This is a genomic window from Myxococcales bacterium, assembly GCA_016703425.1.
GTDB lineage: Bacteria > Myxococcota_A > Polyangia > Polyangiales > Polyangiaceae > JADJCA01.
Map to the genome: position 1 here is coordinate 957,492 of JADJCA010000002.1, position 14,394 is coordinate 971,885.

9 protein-coding genes are annotated in these 14,394 nt (G+C 67.3%); 3 read left to right on the forward strand and 6 right to left on the reverse strand.

Annotated elements, in window-relative coordinates; all coding sequences use genetic code 11:
* Nucleotides 1–98: 98 nt before the first annotated feature.
* Together sppA and IPG50_10545 are read right to left on the reverse strand one after the other, a co-directional pair.
* Complete coding sequence (gene sppA, locus IPG50_10540) at nucleotides 99–2,651, reverse strand: signal peptide peptidase SppA (protein MBK6692629.1); 2,553 nt, start codon at nucleotides 2,649–2,651, stop codon at nucleotides 99–101.
* A 23-nt stretch (nucleotides 2,652–2,674) separates the two neighbouring features.
* Complete coding sequence (locus IPG50_10545; GenBank protein ID MBK6692630.1) at nucleotides 2,675–3,184, reverse strand: DUF2505 domain-containing protein; 510 nt, start codon at nucleotides 3,182–3,184, stop codon at nucleotides 2,675–2,677.
* A 131-nt stretch (nucleotides 3,185–3,315) separates the two neighbouring features.
* On the opposite strand from IPG50_10545, the gene IPG50_10550 reads away from it, so the two are divergent.
* Nucleotides 3,316–3,954, forward strand: a complete 639-nt coding sequence (locus IPG50_10550) for a hypothetical protein (protein ID MBK6692631.1) — start codon at nucleotides 3,316–3,318, stop codon at nucleotides 3,952–3,954.
* 271 nt (nucleotides 3,955–4,225) lie between these two features.
* Here the strand turns inward: IPG50_10550 and IPG50_10555 are convergent, their stop codons facing one another.
* A complete protein-coding gene (locus IPG50_10555; protein ID MBK6692632.1) occupies nucleotides 4,226–5,779 on the reverse strand; it encodes a right-handed parallel beta-helix repeat-containing protein in 1,554 nt (517 codons plus the stop codon).
* Between the two features lie 535 nt (nucleotides 5,780–6,314).
* Between IPG50_10555 and IPG50_10560 the strand changes: the two genes are divergently transcribed.
* Nucleotides 6,315–7,757, forward strand: coding sequence for a hypothetical protein (locus tag IPG50_10560; GenBank protein ID MBK6692633.1), 1,443 nt, complete (start codon nucleotides 6,315–6,317; stop codon nucleotides 7,755–7,757).
* A gap of 81 nt (nucleotides 7,758–7,838) precedes the next feature.
* Here the strand turns inward: IPG50_10560 and IPG50_10565 are convergent, their stop codons facing one another.
* The 3 genes from IPG50_10565 to IPG50_10575 all read right to left on the reverse strand — a co-directional run bounded on the left by IPG50_10565 (nucleotide 7,839) and on the right by IPG50_10575 (nucleotide 11,239).
* A complete protein-coding gene (locus tag IPG50_10565; protein MBK6692634.1) occupies nucleotides 7,839–8,717 on the reverse strand; it encodes a hypothetical protein in 879 nt (292 codons plus the stop codon).
* 256 nt (nucleotides 8,718–8,973) lie between these two features.
* The gene (locus IPG50_10570) at nucleotides 8,974–10,011 is read right to left on the reverse strand and encodes a hypothetical protein (GenBank protein ID MBK6692635.1); all 1,038 of its coding nucleotides are present in this window, start codon (nucleotides 10,009–10,011) and stop codon (nucleotides 8,974–8,976) included.
* A gap of 304 nt (nucleotides 10,012–10,315) precedes the next feature.
* Entirely contained in the window at nucleotides 10,316–11,239 is a 924-nt protein-coding gene (locus tag IPG50_10575) for a hypothetical protein (protein MBK6692636.1), read from the reverse strand.
* Between the two features lie 270 nt (nucleotides 11,240–11,509).
* On the opposite strand from IPG50_10575, the gene IPG50_10580 reads away from it, so the two are divergent.
* Entirely contained in the window at nucleotides 11,510–14,356 is a 2,847-nt protein-coding gene (locus IPG50_10580) for a response regulator (protein ID MBK6692637.1), read from the forward strand.
* Nucleotides 14,357–14,394: the final 38 nt, after the last annotated feature.

The window sequence follows — 14,394 nt, forward strand, 5'->3', positions numbered from 1 at the left end:
GACGGACGCTGGGGCGCTCCTGTGCGCCACAGGCCGCGAGGCCCGCGGCAACCGCGACCAGCCTTACCGCAGCGAGACGCCGCGACGCTGAGCGAGCCTCACGGCTCATCGTCGTCGCGGGCCGCTTCTTCACCTTCCGGTGCCCACTCGAGACGAGCGAGAGGCGTCTCCCCCTTGTGGGCGACGAAGGGCGCGAGCCCCTGGGCGGCGTCGCGCAGTTGCGCGGGCAAAGGCGGCAAGATCGACAGGCTTCCGAAGCCGGCCGCCGAGAGCGCTTGCTCCACCAACGTCTTGTCCGGCGGCGGCACCTCGAGGATGGGCGCGTCGTAGGGCAAGCCACCGGCTTCGCGAGCGGCAGCGAGCGCCTCGCGCAAGCCCCCCAAACGATCGACGAGACCGAGCTGTTTCGCTTGTTGTCCCGTCCACACGCGGCCCTGCCCGACGGCGTTCACTTGCTCTTTGGTCATGTGACGGCCCTCCGCCACGCGCGACAGGAACATGTCGTAAAACTGGAGAATCTTCACGCGGAGCGCCTCGCGCTCGTCGTCGGTGAAGCCGCGGTAAAAGGACTCGGCGTCGGCGCGCGGCGTCGCCTTGTAGGTTTCGACGTTGACGCCGATCTTGCGCAGCAGCTCGCTCACGTCAGCCTTGCCGTAGAAGATGCCGATGCTCCCGGTGATCGTGAGCGGCAGCGCAAAGATGGTGCGGCCCGGCGACGCGATGTAGTAGCCACCGCTCGCCGCCGACGAGCCCATGCTCACGATGAGCGGCTTCTTCTTGGCCAACTCCGACAGCTCGCGCCACATGACGTCAGCCGCCATCGACGAACCGCCGGGGCTCTCGATGCGGAGCACGACGGCCTTCACCGTGGGATCATCCTTGAGGCGCTTGGCCTGCTCTTGGATCGTGTAAGAGCCGAGGAGGCGAATGTTGAGCAGCGGCACCGTCTCGGAGCGGCCGTCGATCATGTCGCCCTGCACGAGGAGCACGCCGATCTTGGCGCGCGGCCCAAAGGCTGCCGGCGCCTTCTTTTCGTCCTTCCACTTCTCGAGCGAGACCTTGCGGCCGAGCATCTCCGACACGACGTCGTCGATCTGATCATCGTGCGCGTAGCCATCCACGAAGCCCGCGTCGCGCGCCTCCGGTGCGATGAAAGGCCCGCGCAAGGTGGCGGCGCGGACGCGCTCTTCGCTGATCTTGCGACCTTGCGCCACGCTCTTGGTGAAGACCGCTTCGAAATTGCGCAGCAGGTCTTCCTTGTCGGCGCGTGCCGTGTCGCTGGCTCGCTCGTTGGTGAACTGCTCGGGCGCGGCCTTGTGATCGCTGATGCGAAGGATCTCGGCCTTGACGCCGAGCTTGTCCAAGAGGCCTTTCAAGTAGAAGTACTGGAACTTGAGGCCCGAATACCGAATGCCGCCGGCGGGGTTGATGACCGTTCGGTCCGCGTGCGCGCACACGTAAAGAGAGCGCGGCCCGCCAATCTCGAGGCTGCACAGGACCTTCTTGCCTCGTGCGCGAAGGACGCGAATGGCGTCAGCGACCTCCTCGGCGTGCGCGTACGAGCTCGCCGGCTCGTCGCGGACGATGAGCGCAAGCGCCGAGACGCTCGGATCGTCGGCCATGGTCCAGAGACTGCGCAGCAGCTTCATGTGCCCGCGCGCCCCCGGTGTCGATTCGATGCGGATGGAGACGGCGCGCTCGGGGCGGAGCACGCCGGGAACGGAGTAGCCACGGATGGCGGCGCTGCCGAAGGCGCCGAGGCTGCTCGGTCGTCCGAGACCGTTGCCGAAGGCGAGGCCGCCACCAAAGGAAGCATGCCCGCCAAAGCCAAGCTCGAGTCCGGCCGTGGCCACGACACCGCGCCGCTGATCGTTCGGAAGGTGCGCGATCTCGACGTCACCGCGGGCGCGTCCCACGTACGGCACATCGATGCCGAGCGACGCGCGCGGAATCCATTGATCGGTCCCCTGCAGGTACTTCGCGTCAATCGCCAGCTCGAGGTCGCGGCGCCCCGTCGGCCTTAGGGCCGCCGAGAGCACGTAGCTCTGATCGAGGATGGGGAAGCCCGCGGCGATCTTCACGATGCTTGGGCCGTTGAAGTCGTGGGCGACGGCGGCGAGCGCGAGCTGCGAGAAGGGGCGAACGCTGAGGCCCGCCGACACGCCGAGGAGGGCGTCGGTGAAGATGTTCGACGAGTAGGAGCGCTGGATGCTCGCGCCGAAGGACGCGCGATCGCCAAAGCGGTAGGCGAGGGCCCACGTCAGCCAGCTGTAGTCGACGCCGTTGTACGGAAGCCCCGCCGCCGAGGGCGGCTGCACGTAGTCGAAACGAAGCCCCGTCGCGAGGCCGAACATGAGCGGCGTGGCAGCCTCGAAGGCGTGGCCGCAGTTGACCTTCGCGCGCGGCGGCCCGCCCGCCGGCGCCTCCACGTCGAAACACCCGAAGCCGGTCCAGCGTGTTTCCCACGAGGGCATGTTGGCCACGTTCGCGGGGTTGAGGACGATGGCCTGCGAGGTGTCGTCGGTAGACGCGGAGCGACCGGGCGACGAGATCCGCTCCGCCCGCGGCGCCATCGGCTCACCGGCTTCGGCGGTCGCGGCCAACGTGAGGCCCGTGCAGAGCGCAGTAAAAGCAAGCTTCGAGGTTCTCATGGTCCGGCTCCCGTTCGGTCGTATCAAGCAAGCGTGGCGAGATCAGTGAGCGTGGCCGCTTCGGCGGCGAGGGTCTTTTGCACTTCGGCGAAGATGAGGCGCTCGCCGAGCTGGCGAAGGCCTTGCGGCACGAAGAGCGAGAGGGCGCCAAGGACGACGCGCCGCGTGCGACCACCGGCAAGGGGCAGGAGGCGGTATTCGCCCTGCGCGGTGAAGTACTTCGCCCACTCGGGCTTCTTGTGGGGGCGAATGCTCCACGACGACGCGTGATCGACGACGCGGTAGACGGAGCGCTCCTCCCAGGAGCACATCTCCTTGGTGACGTACGGACGAGCGAAGGCCGGGAGCTTCACGTTGGCCTGGTAGGCCCACACGCGTTCGAGCTCGGTCCCGGTGAAGTGGTGTGCCGTTTGCTCGACCGACTCGACCCCCGAGAGTCGCGGCTTCAGGTTGTCGACGAGCATCGGCGAAAGCACGGCGAGCTCCACCGCGTCGAGCGGGATGTCGAACTCGTGCGCCACCTCAAAGTCCATGGGAGCCGGGAGAATAGAGCAAGTCGCGCCGCGCCGTGGTGGAAGGACGCGGCTGGGACGCACGGGCCCCGGCGGTGCGCGCCCCGCGGTCGCATGACGCTCACCGAATCAACGTCAACGACTCAGGATCGGTGGACCTGAGTTGGGGGTCAGTTCAAGGTCATGACGACGACACCAAACGGGAGCAGACGATGAGCCTGGGTGAAGGTCTCGCCAGAAAAATGAAACCGGTAAGCCGCGAACTGCGGGTGGCGTTGGCCGCCGAATGCGCCAGCCGCGTGGCCCCCGTCTACGTGGAGTACCCCGTTGGATTCTCCTATTCGGAGGTCGAGCGCGCCGTGGACATCGCGTGGCAGTTCGCTGCCGGAACCCCGTACGACGACGCTGAGATCCAGGTTTGCGTGGCCAACGTCACGAAGCTTGTCGAGTACTACTACGACGACGGCCTCGACGTACTGGCCGAAACGACCACCGCGGTGTTGCGCGCGCTGGAATGCGTCCTCGGCAACGACAAGGAATCCCTGCGCGCCGTTGGCCGCGGCATGGTGTCAGCGCGCGCCGCTGCGCAGGCTGCCGAGGCCATGGCCAACGACGGCCAGCATTCCACGTTCACCAAGGAAGCGGCCCTGAACGAGGAGGCACGTTGGCAGGACAAGGCCATCGCCATCGCCTGCACCTGGCAGGGCCCGGTTTCGACCACGATGTTCGCTGCGGCAGGCGCCAAGCCGCCCGAGTGGTTCACCGACTGGCTGAAGCGGAGCGACCGCTGAGAGGCGCACCTGCGGCGACGCCCGCCGTTCGCCAATCGATTGGCCAGCACGTATTCGGGCGGGACGGGACCGGGCCCGGGCTTTCTGGCCGTCGCGCATCTCGGCTGCGGCGTCTACGACGCCATCGTCTCGAAGGGCGAGCTGCGTGGGACCATGTGGTGTTGCGACATGGCGTGGCGTCCGTACACATCCAGCGATCGACCGATTGGCTTTCTCGATTGGTACGAGAGCTGGCTGGATAGGAATTTGACCCGGTGAGTGATGAGGGCGCTCACTGCGGCACGAGAGCGCAGTTCGTGCTGTCGACGTTGGTGGCCCAGCCGGTGATGACCGCGGTGTTGGGCACGAAGAAGTCGGGGGACGCCATGTTGATGACGTTCTTCTGCACCGTCACGCCGACGAAGATGCCCGAGTAGTTGTAGGCCTGGATACCGGCCGTGAAACAGTTCTTCTCGAGCACCGTGTTGCCGCTCGAGCCGAAGACCCCGGCCGCACTGCCGCCGGTCTGGCGCACCGTGTTGTAGGCCACGTAGTTGTTCTTGCCGGGGTCGTGACCTGAGCCGGGCCGCATGTCGCCCATGGTGAAGCCGGCCGAGGACGGCTCGGAGATGCCGACGTTGATGTCGTTGTTCGTCAGCCGAATGTTGCTCGCTTCGAAGAAGCTGACGGCGTCGCTAGCGTAGTTCTGCCCACGCACCTGGTTGCCGTCGATGGTGCCGCCGGTGGCATAGTCGTATTCGATGGCCGAGCCGCACCCTTCGCAGCCACCTTTGAAGGTCGTGAGCTTGTTCTTGCTGGTCGTCACATTGGTGCTGTTGTCGACCAAGACGCCGCGGAAGCCGTCGTGGATCGAGTTGTATTCGAGAACGACCCCGTTCGCGCCGCTCGTAACCGCGATGTTGGCTCCGCCACCGCAGGGACCGATGTCGCTATCGCGAACGGTGACGTTCGCCACGGTGATGACGATGCACGGCCCGTTGGGGTTCGAGATGCGAACGCCCGAGATGACCTGCCCTGGCGTAGCGGTGATCGGAGCCGAGCTCGTGAAGGTCGTGACGCGCGGCCCGGGGGCGCCGGTTGCGGGTGGGGGCGAACTCGGCGGCGGAGTGGCGGGAGGGGTCGTTGCCGGCGGGGGCGTGGCCGGAGGCGGCGACGACGCGCCGCTCAGGTCGGCGGAGCTGTAGTCGCAGAAGTTCTGGTACGGCGTGGGCACGGTGACGCCGAAGGCGCCGTCTTCACACTTGATCGCTCCGGTAGCGACCTTCACGGTGTACGCGCCGGGCACGCCGTAACGGACCTCGCGACGGCCGGTGAAGGTGCACGTGTCGCCCGGCGCGGGTGCCGCCTCAGCCGCGCAGCGCGTCCAGGTGACGGTGGCCGGCGGCGTGACCGGCGGGGGCGTCGTGGTCGGCGTCGGCGTTGGGGTTGGCGTTGGGGTTGGGGTTGGGGTTGGGGTTGGCGTTGGCGTTGGCGTTGGCGTTGGCGTTGGCGTGGACGGCACCGGCGCGGGTAGCGTGTCGCCGCTGTAATCGCAGAAGTTCTGATACGGCGTGGGCACCGTCACGCCGAAGGCGCCGTCGCTGCACTCGATGCGGCCAGTGACGACCTTCTTCGTGTATTTGCCCCGCGCGCCATAGCGCACGGTCCGCGTCCCTGGCACCGTACAAATATCGCCCGGCGTCGGTGCCGCCTCGGCAGCGCAACGGGTCCACGTCGTCAGCTCCTGCGTAAGCTGGCCCGCTTCTTCGTCCTCGACGTTGCAATGCGCCACGGCGAAGGGCGATGACACGGCGAGGAGGACGAGCGCGAGGCGGCGAGCTGACATGGAGTTCTCCTTGGGCCGGCGAGCCGGGCGCGATGGACAAGGCAGAGCGCATGCCGTCGTGGGGTACCGTCGGGAGCGGACAAGCCGCAGGTGCACCGCAAGAAGCGGGCACTTGGACGCGCTTTGGGCCGACCTTGATGCCGAGAGGCCACACCTCTGTGGACCCGAGGAGTCGACCTCGTGCGCCCGCGCTACGCCAGCTCGGTAAAACTCGTCAGGCTGATACGGCCGCTTGCTTCACAACGACACGCGCCTCGGCGTCCCAGCTCTCGAATCCGATGCAGGCCGCAACGACACGGTCGCATCGGTAGTCGACATTTGCTGGTGGACTTCTTGAGGCCCGGTCGCGTCGTTTGGGAATCGCCGGTCGGTGCAGCCTGTGGTTCCTCAGACCGCGTTCCTCAGATCCGGGGATGAGCGTCGGTTGCCTCGGGGGCCGTGTGACGCAATGTGGGTTCCGCCAGTATTTACTTCAGCAAGACGAAGGATCTAGCGACACATCGCAGGTGGCACCATGTTCGCAAACGGTGACGGGGTGCGAACCGTGATCGTGCGAAAGGCCTGCCGGAACACGCTCCTCGATGCCGCCTTCGGCGGCGAGGACGAGTATGCCGACACCTCCAACACAGACACTTCGTACGCAGACGCTTCTTACACGGACACGTCGACGAACACTGGCTCGAACGAGATGGAGACGCTCAACGAGGCCTACACGGGCACCGAGAACTACGGTGCGGCAGCCAACGAGATGGAGACGCTCAACACGGCGTACACCGGCACCGAGAACTACGGTGCGGCGGCCAACGAGATGGAGACGCTCAACACGGCGTACACCGGCACCGAGAACTACGGTGCGGCGGCCAACGAGATGGAGACGCTCAACGCGGCGTACACCGGCACCGAGAACTACGGTGCGGCAGCCAACGAGATGGAGACGCTCAACACGGCGTACACCGGCACCGAGAACTACGGTGCGGCGGCCAACGAGATGGAGACGCTCAACACGGCGTACACCGGCACCGAGAACTACGGTGCGGCAGCCAACGAGATGGAGACGCTCAACGCGGCGTACACGGGCACCGGTGGGTGGGGCGTGCCCCAAGAGGGCGTCGTTCCGCCGAACGAAATGGAGACGCAAAACGCAGCGTTCACGCAACCTGGAACCGATCCGGTCACGGCGCCGGGCGTGATACCGCAAGAGGGTGTCGTTCCGCCGAACGAGATGGAGACGCTGAACGACGCGTTCACGCAGCCTGGGACCGATCCGGTCACGGCGCCGGGCGTGATACCGCAAGAGGGCGTCGTTCCACCGAACGAGATGGAGACGCTGAACGAGGCGTTCCCCGGCGATCAGACGCGGGACCAGCCGGCCGCAGACACGCCGCCGGATCCGCTCGCAGACGTCAACCTCGCCCAGCACAACCTGAGCGAACAACAGCTCGCGACGTTGCGCGACCACCTGGCCGGGCGTCCCGTCGATGACGGCGCGCTCAACAACATTCCGAACAACGTGTGGGCGGACCTCGAGGCGCAGCGCCAAGGCGGCTCGCTCGAGCTCGCGGCCGATCGAACGCCGTCGCCCGCATTGCCTGGCTCGCCGTACCATCCCGATCAAGTGCAGCAGCGCGTGCTTCCGCCGTACGATCCGGTCCACGAGCGCGACGGGTACAAGGCCAACCCGAACAAGACACCCGAGCCGCCCGACGCTCGCCGGGTCTACGAGCAAGGGCGCGACCAAGGGCGACTCTTCCGCGCCAACACGGGCACCTATTTCGGTGTCGGCGACCGGGGCGAGATCTACCGCTACCAAACGTCGCAAAGTGGGCCAGATGGCCAGATGCGAAGCCACTTCAACGGCGTGGTGCCGGTGAACCATCCGGACATTCCCAACGAGCTACGCCGTCAGATCGGAAATAGCGCGTTCCAAAGGGCGTTCCGATACGGCCTCGGCCGCGGCCCGGCTCGCGGCGCCGAGTGACCCGGACGCGGGTCAGTCTTCGCGCAGAGGTCGACGGGTCGGGGCACGCCGAGTGCCGACCCAACACGCCGCGCCGCAGCGTCACAAATCGGCGACGCGCGTCAGCTGGACCGTCGTCTCGCTCACGTCGAGCGCCCCCTGGCGATGATGACGGATCTTCCACGAGCGCGGCCGTTCGCTCCGCTCGAAGGGCCCCACGACTTCGAGAGCATCCACCGGCTGGGAAGGCCGTTCTCCGTTGAGCTCGCCAACGCCTCCAGCGCCCGTGACGATCACGTCGACGACGTCCTTGTGGCTCACGCTCCAGTCACCGAGGTGCCCATCGAGGAACGTGAGGCAATAGCCGTCGACGTACTGACGCGGCGCCTCGTGTTTCTGCCTCGCGGTGTCAACGAGCCGAGTCCTCTGTCGCTCGAAGGCGCCTTTGCAGCGACTCGCGTGCTCGACGCGGACGCGCTGTTGGGCCTCGCCGCTGGGCCGCGTGATTCGGTAGACGCCCTCGGCAGGCACGAGAGCCATGGGCGTCGTGGCCGCATCCACGGTGATGACAACGGGAGCGCTCGCGACGCCGTCGCTCTTGAGCATGACGCGGTAGGTGCCGGCGGCGAGTCCGTTCATGCGACCGAACTTCCAATCGATCGCCGGTGTGGTCCACGAGATGGGGCCCGCAGCGCGATACTCGCGGACAATGGGCACCGAGTAGCCGCTCGCCGTCGTGACGCGTAGCTCCTGTGCCGAGCCCATCACCGAGAGCACCACGTTCTGTTTGGAGGGCACCTTGAACTCGACGGCGCTCTCGTTGCCACGATCCACGTAGACCAGCTTGCGCTGTCCGAGCGTGACGGTATCGCCTCCGGTGACGAGCGCGCCCTCGTGGGTGGCGGCATCGTCGGTGGCGGCGTCCGCGGAGCAACCCATCACCATCAAAAGCGCGAAAATAAGCCTATTCTTCGTTCCCATGACGGACGTGGACGCACACCGCGTGCCCGCGCGAGCGTCGGGCCGCGCCCCCACGTGCGCTCCAACGCCAGCCCTTCCGCGGCGAACCAGACCCCATAGCGCCGCCGCGCGCGCGGTTCACTCCTCGCATCGCGACCGCGGCGCGACGACGACGTCGTCGGGCCAAGGTGTCGTGGTGCCGCGTCGCGAGCGAAGGGGATCCACCTTCAGTGGTCCGCGGCGACGCGGCCGGTCTCGGACCAGCCCTAAGGCCGAATCACTCGTCGGCGGGGTTCGCCAGCTTGCGCGAGAAGATCATCGCGTCTTTGCGCGCCGCGCCGACGGCCATGTGGCTCTGGAGCAGGCCCGTACGACGGAAGCCGTTGGCGACGAAGGCCGTCGCGAGGGTCACGTCGTCGCTCGGCACGAGCGAGAAGCAGCTCACGACGCCGTCGGCGATGAGCTTGGCCACGAGCGCCGCCAGCGCGGCGACGTAGATCGGCTTGTCGGCTTCGCCCTTGGGAGCCACAAGCAGCTCCACGAAGGCGTTGCCGAAGCACGACTGCGACTCCGTCGACACGACGAGCTCAAAGCCGCCGCGCGCCGTGAGGGAGAAGTAGCGGCGCTCGAAGTCGCGACCGAAGGGCTCGAAGGCTGTGAGCGCGCGGCCCGCCTTCACGGCGGCGGCGGCGGCCTTGCGCGCGTCAGCTTCGCTCAGCGACGCGATCTTGACGGGAACGTTCGCGCCCTTGCCAGCGAGCTCCTTGGCCCGCTTCTTCGCGACGACGAGCGTCTTCTCCGCGAGATCGTGGGCGCGCGTGTCGACGGGCCCCGTTTCGTCTTCGTCCTCGTCGTCGAGATCCGGCGGCGGCGGGGGCGCGAGGTCTAGGTCCGGCATCGCGAGACGCGCCATCTCAAGGCGAGTCTTCTTCTTCGCGACGGCGATGCGAACCTCACTCGTCGTGGGCTCTGCCGGCGGCACGTAGGCCGAAGGCAAGCAGCCGAGCATGAAAGCATCGCTCCGCTTGTAAAAGCCGGGGATGTTGCCTTCCTTGATGAAGCCCAACTTCGCCCACGTCCCGACCTCGTCGCGCTCCACGAGCGTGTACATCTTCTCCACGCCTTCGCGCTTGGCGAGCGCATGGACGAACTTGCGCTTCGCCTCCGAAGGCCCCGCGCGGAAGTCGATCACGCGCATCGTCTTGGCGCGTCGATTCACGAGCAGGCAAAGCGACACGGACTCGTTGGAGAAGAAGAGCTCGTCGACGGCCTTCTTCTCTTTTTCCTGCGCAGTAGCCCAAGCTTTTGCAACCATGACACCCACCTCGATCCGAGTAAGATCGCGCCCCCCACGAGCGTCGAAAAGCTCTGCCCCACGCCCAAGCCGGGAGTGAGGATCCGATGGCGATCCCCTTTGCGTCGGGGGCGCCTTCGGAGGCGCACCTGCTTCCGCCACTCGCGTGGCGGATGCGATTGAACCCCGACCAAGGCCGGAGCCCTTAGTTAGGCAGGCGGTTACCATTCCCCGACGTGGCGGTCAACGAATCGGACCCCGGTTTTCGCTGCAAAAACACTTACATGTATGTGGTCAGACGACCCGTGGCGGGGTCCTGACGGCGCTACTCGAGCGGAAGCTCGTCGGCCCGGACCCCCAGCCAATCGAGCGCCACGGCAAGCCGACTCAAAGGGACCGACACAAGCGTCGGCATACCACCTGAAAGACCAATCATTTCAAGAAAGTTGAGCCCGCTATCGAAAGCCGCCGCGAGCGTGACGTTGTCGCCGTCGCGAAGGATGGCGACCTTCGCACGCTCCTGCCCCATGAGCAGCAGCTCGGTGCGATCGTAGTGGCCGTGTTCCGGCGTTGCGTCGACGAACGCGACGCGCAGCGAGGAGCGGCCCTCGACGATGCGGCCATCGACGACGCGGTACCGCGAGGCGATGCGCCGCGTCGCCGCTTCCCGCTCCCGAAGCTCTGACGCTGCCGCGTCGATGGGCTCCCACAGCGACGCGTCGGCGAGGCCCGTCGAGAGGTGGCGGACGACGAGCCCGTAGAGGGCCGTGTCGCGTGGTCGCGCGCGGAGGGCTCGATCGAAGCGCGTCCCGATAGGCCCCGGCTTTCCGATGCGCGTGTCGATGGCGCGCGCGTCGTCGTCGGCGCCGGCATACGGCTCTTCACCCCCGCGCATCCACTTCGCTGCGGCGCAGAGGCCGTCGAAATCTCCGTGGCAAACGATGGTGTCGACGAGCCCCACGCGCTGGACGAGCTCTTGCGTGATCATCTCGGGGCACGCGCCGTGTTCGGCCTTGGTGCACAGGACGAAACGCGGATCGCTCGCAAATTCCGCGTGCGCGACGTGGTCGTGGTGATCGACCCAGGCCGCAAGCCTCGCGCCGAGGCCGTCGATGAGCGGTCGCGTGATCTTTTCGAACCCTCCGCCGGACGCCTCGGAAGCGAAGGCGAGATCGAGGACCACGACGCGCCCCGCAAGGTCGCGCGCTTTCGGGAGCTTGCGAGGAGTCCCGAAGACGACGGTGGGCACGGGCGCGAGGGTACCGGCATTCGCTGCGCCCCCGCACGACGGAGTGACCCCGGGGCCAAAAATCGCCGACACCTACAGACAGCGCGTCGCTCGACCGGCGAGCGCGCCAGCGAAAACCCGGGCCCGGGGGCCCCGGTGGTCAGGAACGCTGACAAACGGATTTCAAGCGCGGTACTCTTCCCGTCCTTTCAGCACTCTGTGACTTGACGCCGTTTTTCACCGGCAGGTTCGTCCGACGGGATGAGCCGCTGACCGGGCCCCGTGGAGATCATGGCCACCAAGGTTCTCGTCTTCGAGAGCGACAACGCGTTCGCGACCGAGCTCCGAAGCGAGCTCGGAAAGTTGGGATGTGCAACGACCATCGTCGACGACGGCAACGTCGGACTGCAGGCGGCGGCGACGGAGCGACCCGACCTCATCCTTCTTTCCATCGAGCTGCCGCGCATGAACGGGTTCTCCGTCTGCAACAAGCTCAAGAAGGATCCCACGCTACGCGAGGTCCCGCTCATCATCATGTCGAGCGAGTCGAGCGAAGAGACCTTCGAGCAACACAAGAAGCTCCGCACACGCGCCGAAGACTACGTGCACAAGCCCATCGCCTTCGGCGAGCTCATGCGCCACATTCAGCCGTTCGTTCCGCTGACGGGCGGGGACGCGGGTGAGGGCGAGGGCGGCATCGTCGTCGACGACGAGGTGCAGATCGATGACTCGGTGGCGATGTCGAGGCCCCCGGCCGGCATCTCAGGGGCGCCGCGCGCCCTCAGCAATCATCCGAGCCATCCCAGCTTGCGTGCCGTCGACGCGGAGGTCGACGCCTTCGCCGAGTCAGCCTTTGGTCGACTCACGGGGAGCGATCCTCCGGCGCCTCCAGTGCAACCCACGAGCGCGAGGCCCAGCGTAAAGCCCCCGCCAAGCGTGCACCCCGCGCCCATGGACGCCTACGCGACGGAGGAGCCGCCGCTGGCGCGTCCCCAGAGCGCGCGCCCCGTCTCGGCGCCGATCCCTGAAAGCGCCCGCCGTGACTCGGGCTCGCTCGCTGCGGCGCGGAGCGCCGAGCTGGAACACGCGGCGGAGCGCGAAAGCGCAAAGAGCGCCGAGCTCGCTCGCGAGGTGGAGCGACTGCGGCGCGACAACGAGCGCCTCTCGGGCGATCTCGACTCCATGAGCCGGAGCGTCGAGTCCGCGGGACGCGGGGCTCAGGAAGCGGAGGACAACGTCGGTCGCTTGCAGCGGGAGCTCGAAGAGCTGCGCGGAAAGCTCGCGACGGCAGGCAAGTCCGGCGGCGTGTCGGCGCGCGAGTTCCTAGAGCTCCGCGAGAACCTCAACCGCAAGGACAAGGAGATCCTTCAGCTCAAGGAGACCGTCAGCCGCCGCGACAAGGAGCTCATCGAGAGTCGCGATCGCACCCTCGGCCTCGAGCGCACCAAGCAAGAGGGCGACGACAAGATCCTGGCCGTGGAACGGCAGCTCGCCGACGTGCGCGAGAAGAACGAAGCCCTGGCCGCCGACCGCGAGCAGGCGAAGAAGATCACGGAGGAGACCCGCGCGAAGGTTCAGAAGCTCCACGGCGAGCTCGAGGGCAAGAGCCGCGAAATCGACGAGCTGCGCGCGCGCCACGCGGAAGAGATCGCGAGGAGCGAAGCCACGCTCGCCGACATCAAGAACGAGATGGGCGAGTCGTGGGCCAAGCGCCTCGACGACGCGCGCGAAGAACACCGTCGCGAGCTCGACCTGGCCAAAGAAGAGCACGGCAAGGCCCTCGAACAGGCGACCTTGCAGAAGCAGCGCGAAGCGGAGCGCGTCCAGCGCGACCACGAAGCGGCGCTGCGCGAAGAGACGCAGCGGGGTGCGCGCGAGCGCGAACGCGCAGTGGCGGAGCGCGAGGCGGAGCTTAGCGAGCAATACGCCACGGAGCTCGCGTCGCGCCAACAGGAGCACCAGGACGAGCTCGCCGCGGTACGGGCCGAGCACGCGCGGCAACTCGATCAAGCGTCGACGACGCGTCAGGCGGACCTCCAGGCCGCCGAACGGGCCGCCGGGGATCGGCTGGCGGTCCGCGAGCGCGAGCTCGAGCGTCAACACACTGTGGCCATCGCGGCCATCACGGTGACGAAAGATCAGGAGCTCGCTCAAAAGGACCAGGCGCTGGCCGACGCCATCCGAGAGAAGGACGCGATGCTGGTGGCCGTCGAGCGCGATCGCGATGAGCGCATCGCGTCGGTGCAGAGCGAGCGGGATCAGCAGATCGCGCGGCTCGAACGAGAGCGGGCCGAACAGATCCAAGCCATCGAACGCGATCGCGACACGCTCGTGGCGGCCCTCGAGCAAGACCGTGAGAGCACCGTCGCTGCCGTCGAGGCGGAGAAGAATCGACACATCGCCGCCCTCGAGGCGGAGCGCGACCAGAAGGTCGCGGCGGCCGAGCGTGACCGCGACGAGAAGGTCGCCGCCGCCATCGCCGAGCGCGATCAGCGCGTGGGCGCCGTCGAACGCGAGCGCGACCAGCGCGTCGCGGACCTGGAGCGCATTCGCACGACGGAGCTCGCCGAGGCGGGACGCCAGCTCGAGGAGCGACTCGCGTCGCAGAAGGCGGAGCATGAAGGCGCGATGGCGAGCCTTCAGGCGAGCCACGGCGCCATGGTCGAGGAGCTCGAGAGCGATCGCGACGAACGGCTCCTGCGAATGACGCGAGAGACCGACGAGCTTCGCGCCACGGCGACGAGTGGCCAGCAGCGAATCGCTTCGCTCGAGACGGAGGTGGCTCGAACAACCGACGCTTTCGCCACGCTCGCCATTCAAAAGCGGGAAGCCGACACCCAGAACGCGGCGCGCATCACCGCCCTCGAGTCGGAGCTCGCCGCCGCCGCGCAGCGACAGGGTGACGTGGATCGCGAGCTCTTGGGCGCCCGCGAGCGCATCGCGACGCTCGAGAACGACCTCGGTGACGTCAAGACCGAGCTCGACGCGCTCAAGCGCCGCCTCAGCTTCGAAACGGGACGCGCGAACCGGGCCTTCGCGAAGTGGGAAGAGGATCGGGTCTCTCTCGATCGGGCAAAGGACGCGCTAGCCATGGTGCTGGCGCAAATCGAAGACGCGGAAGCGCGCTCGATCGACTGACGCTGTCTGCGGAGAAGCGCGCGTGGCGCCGGCCGCGG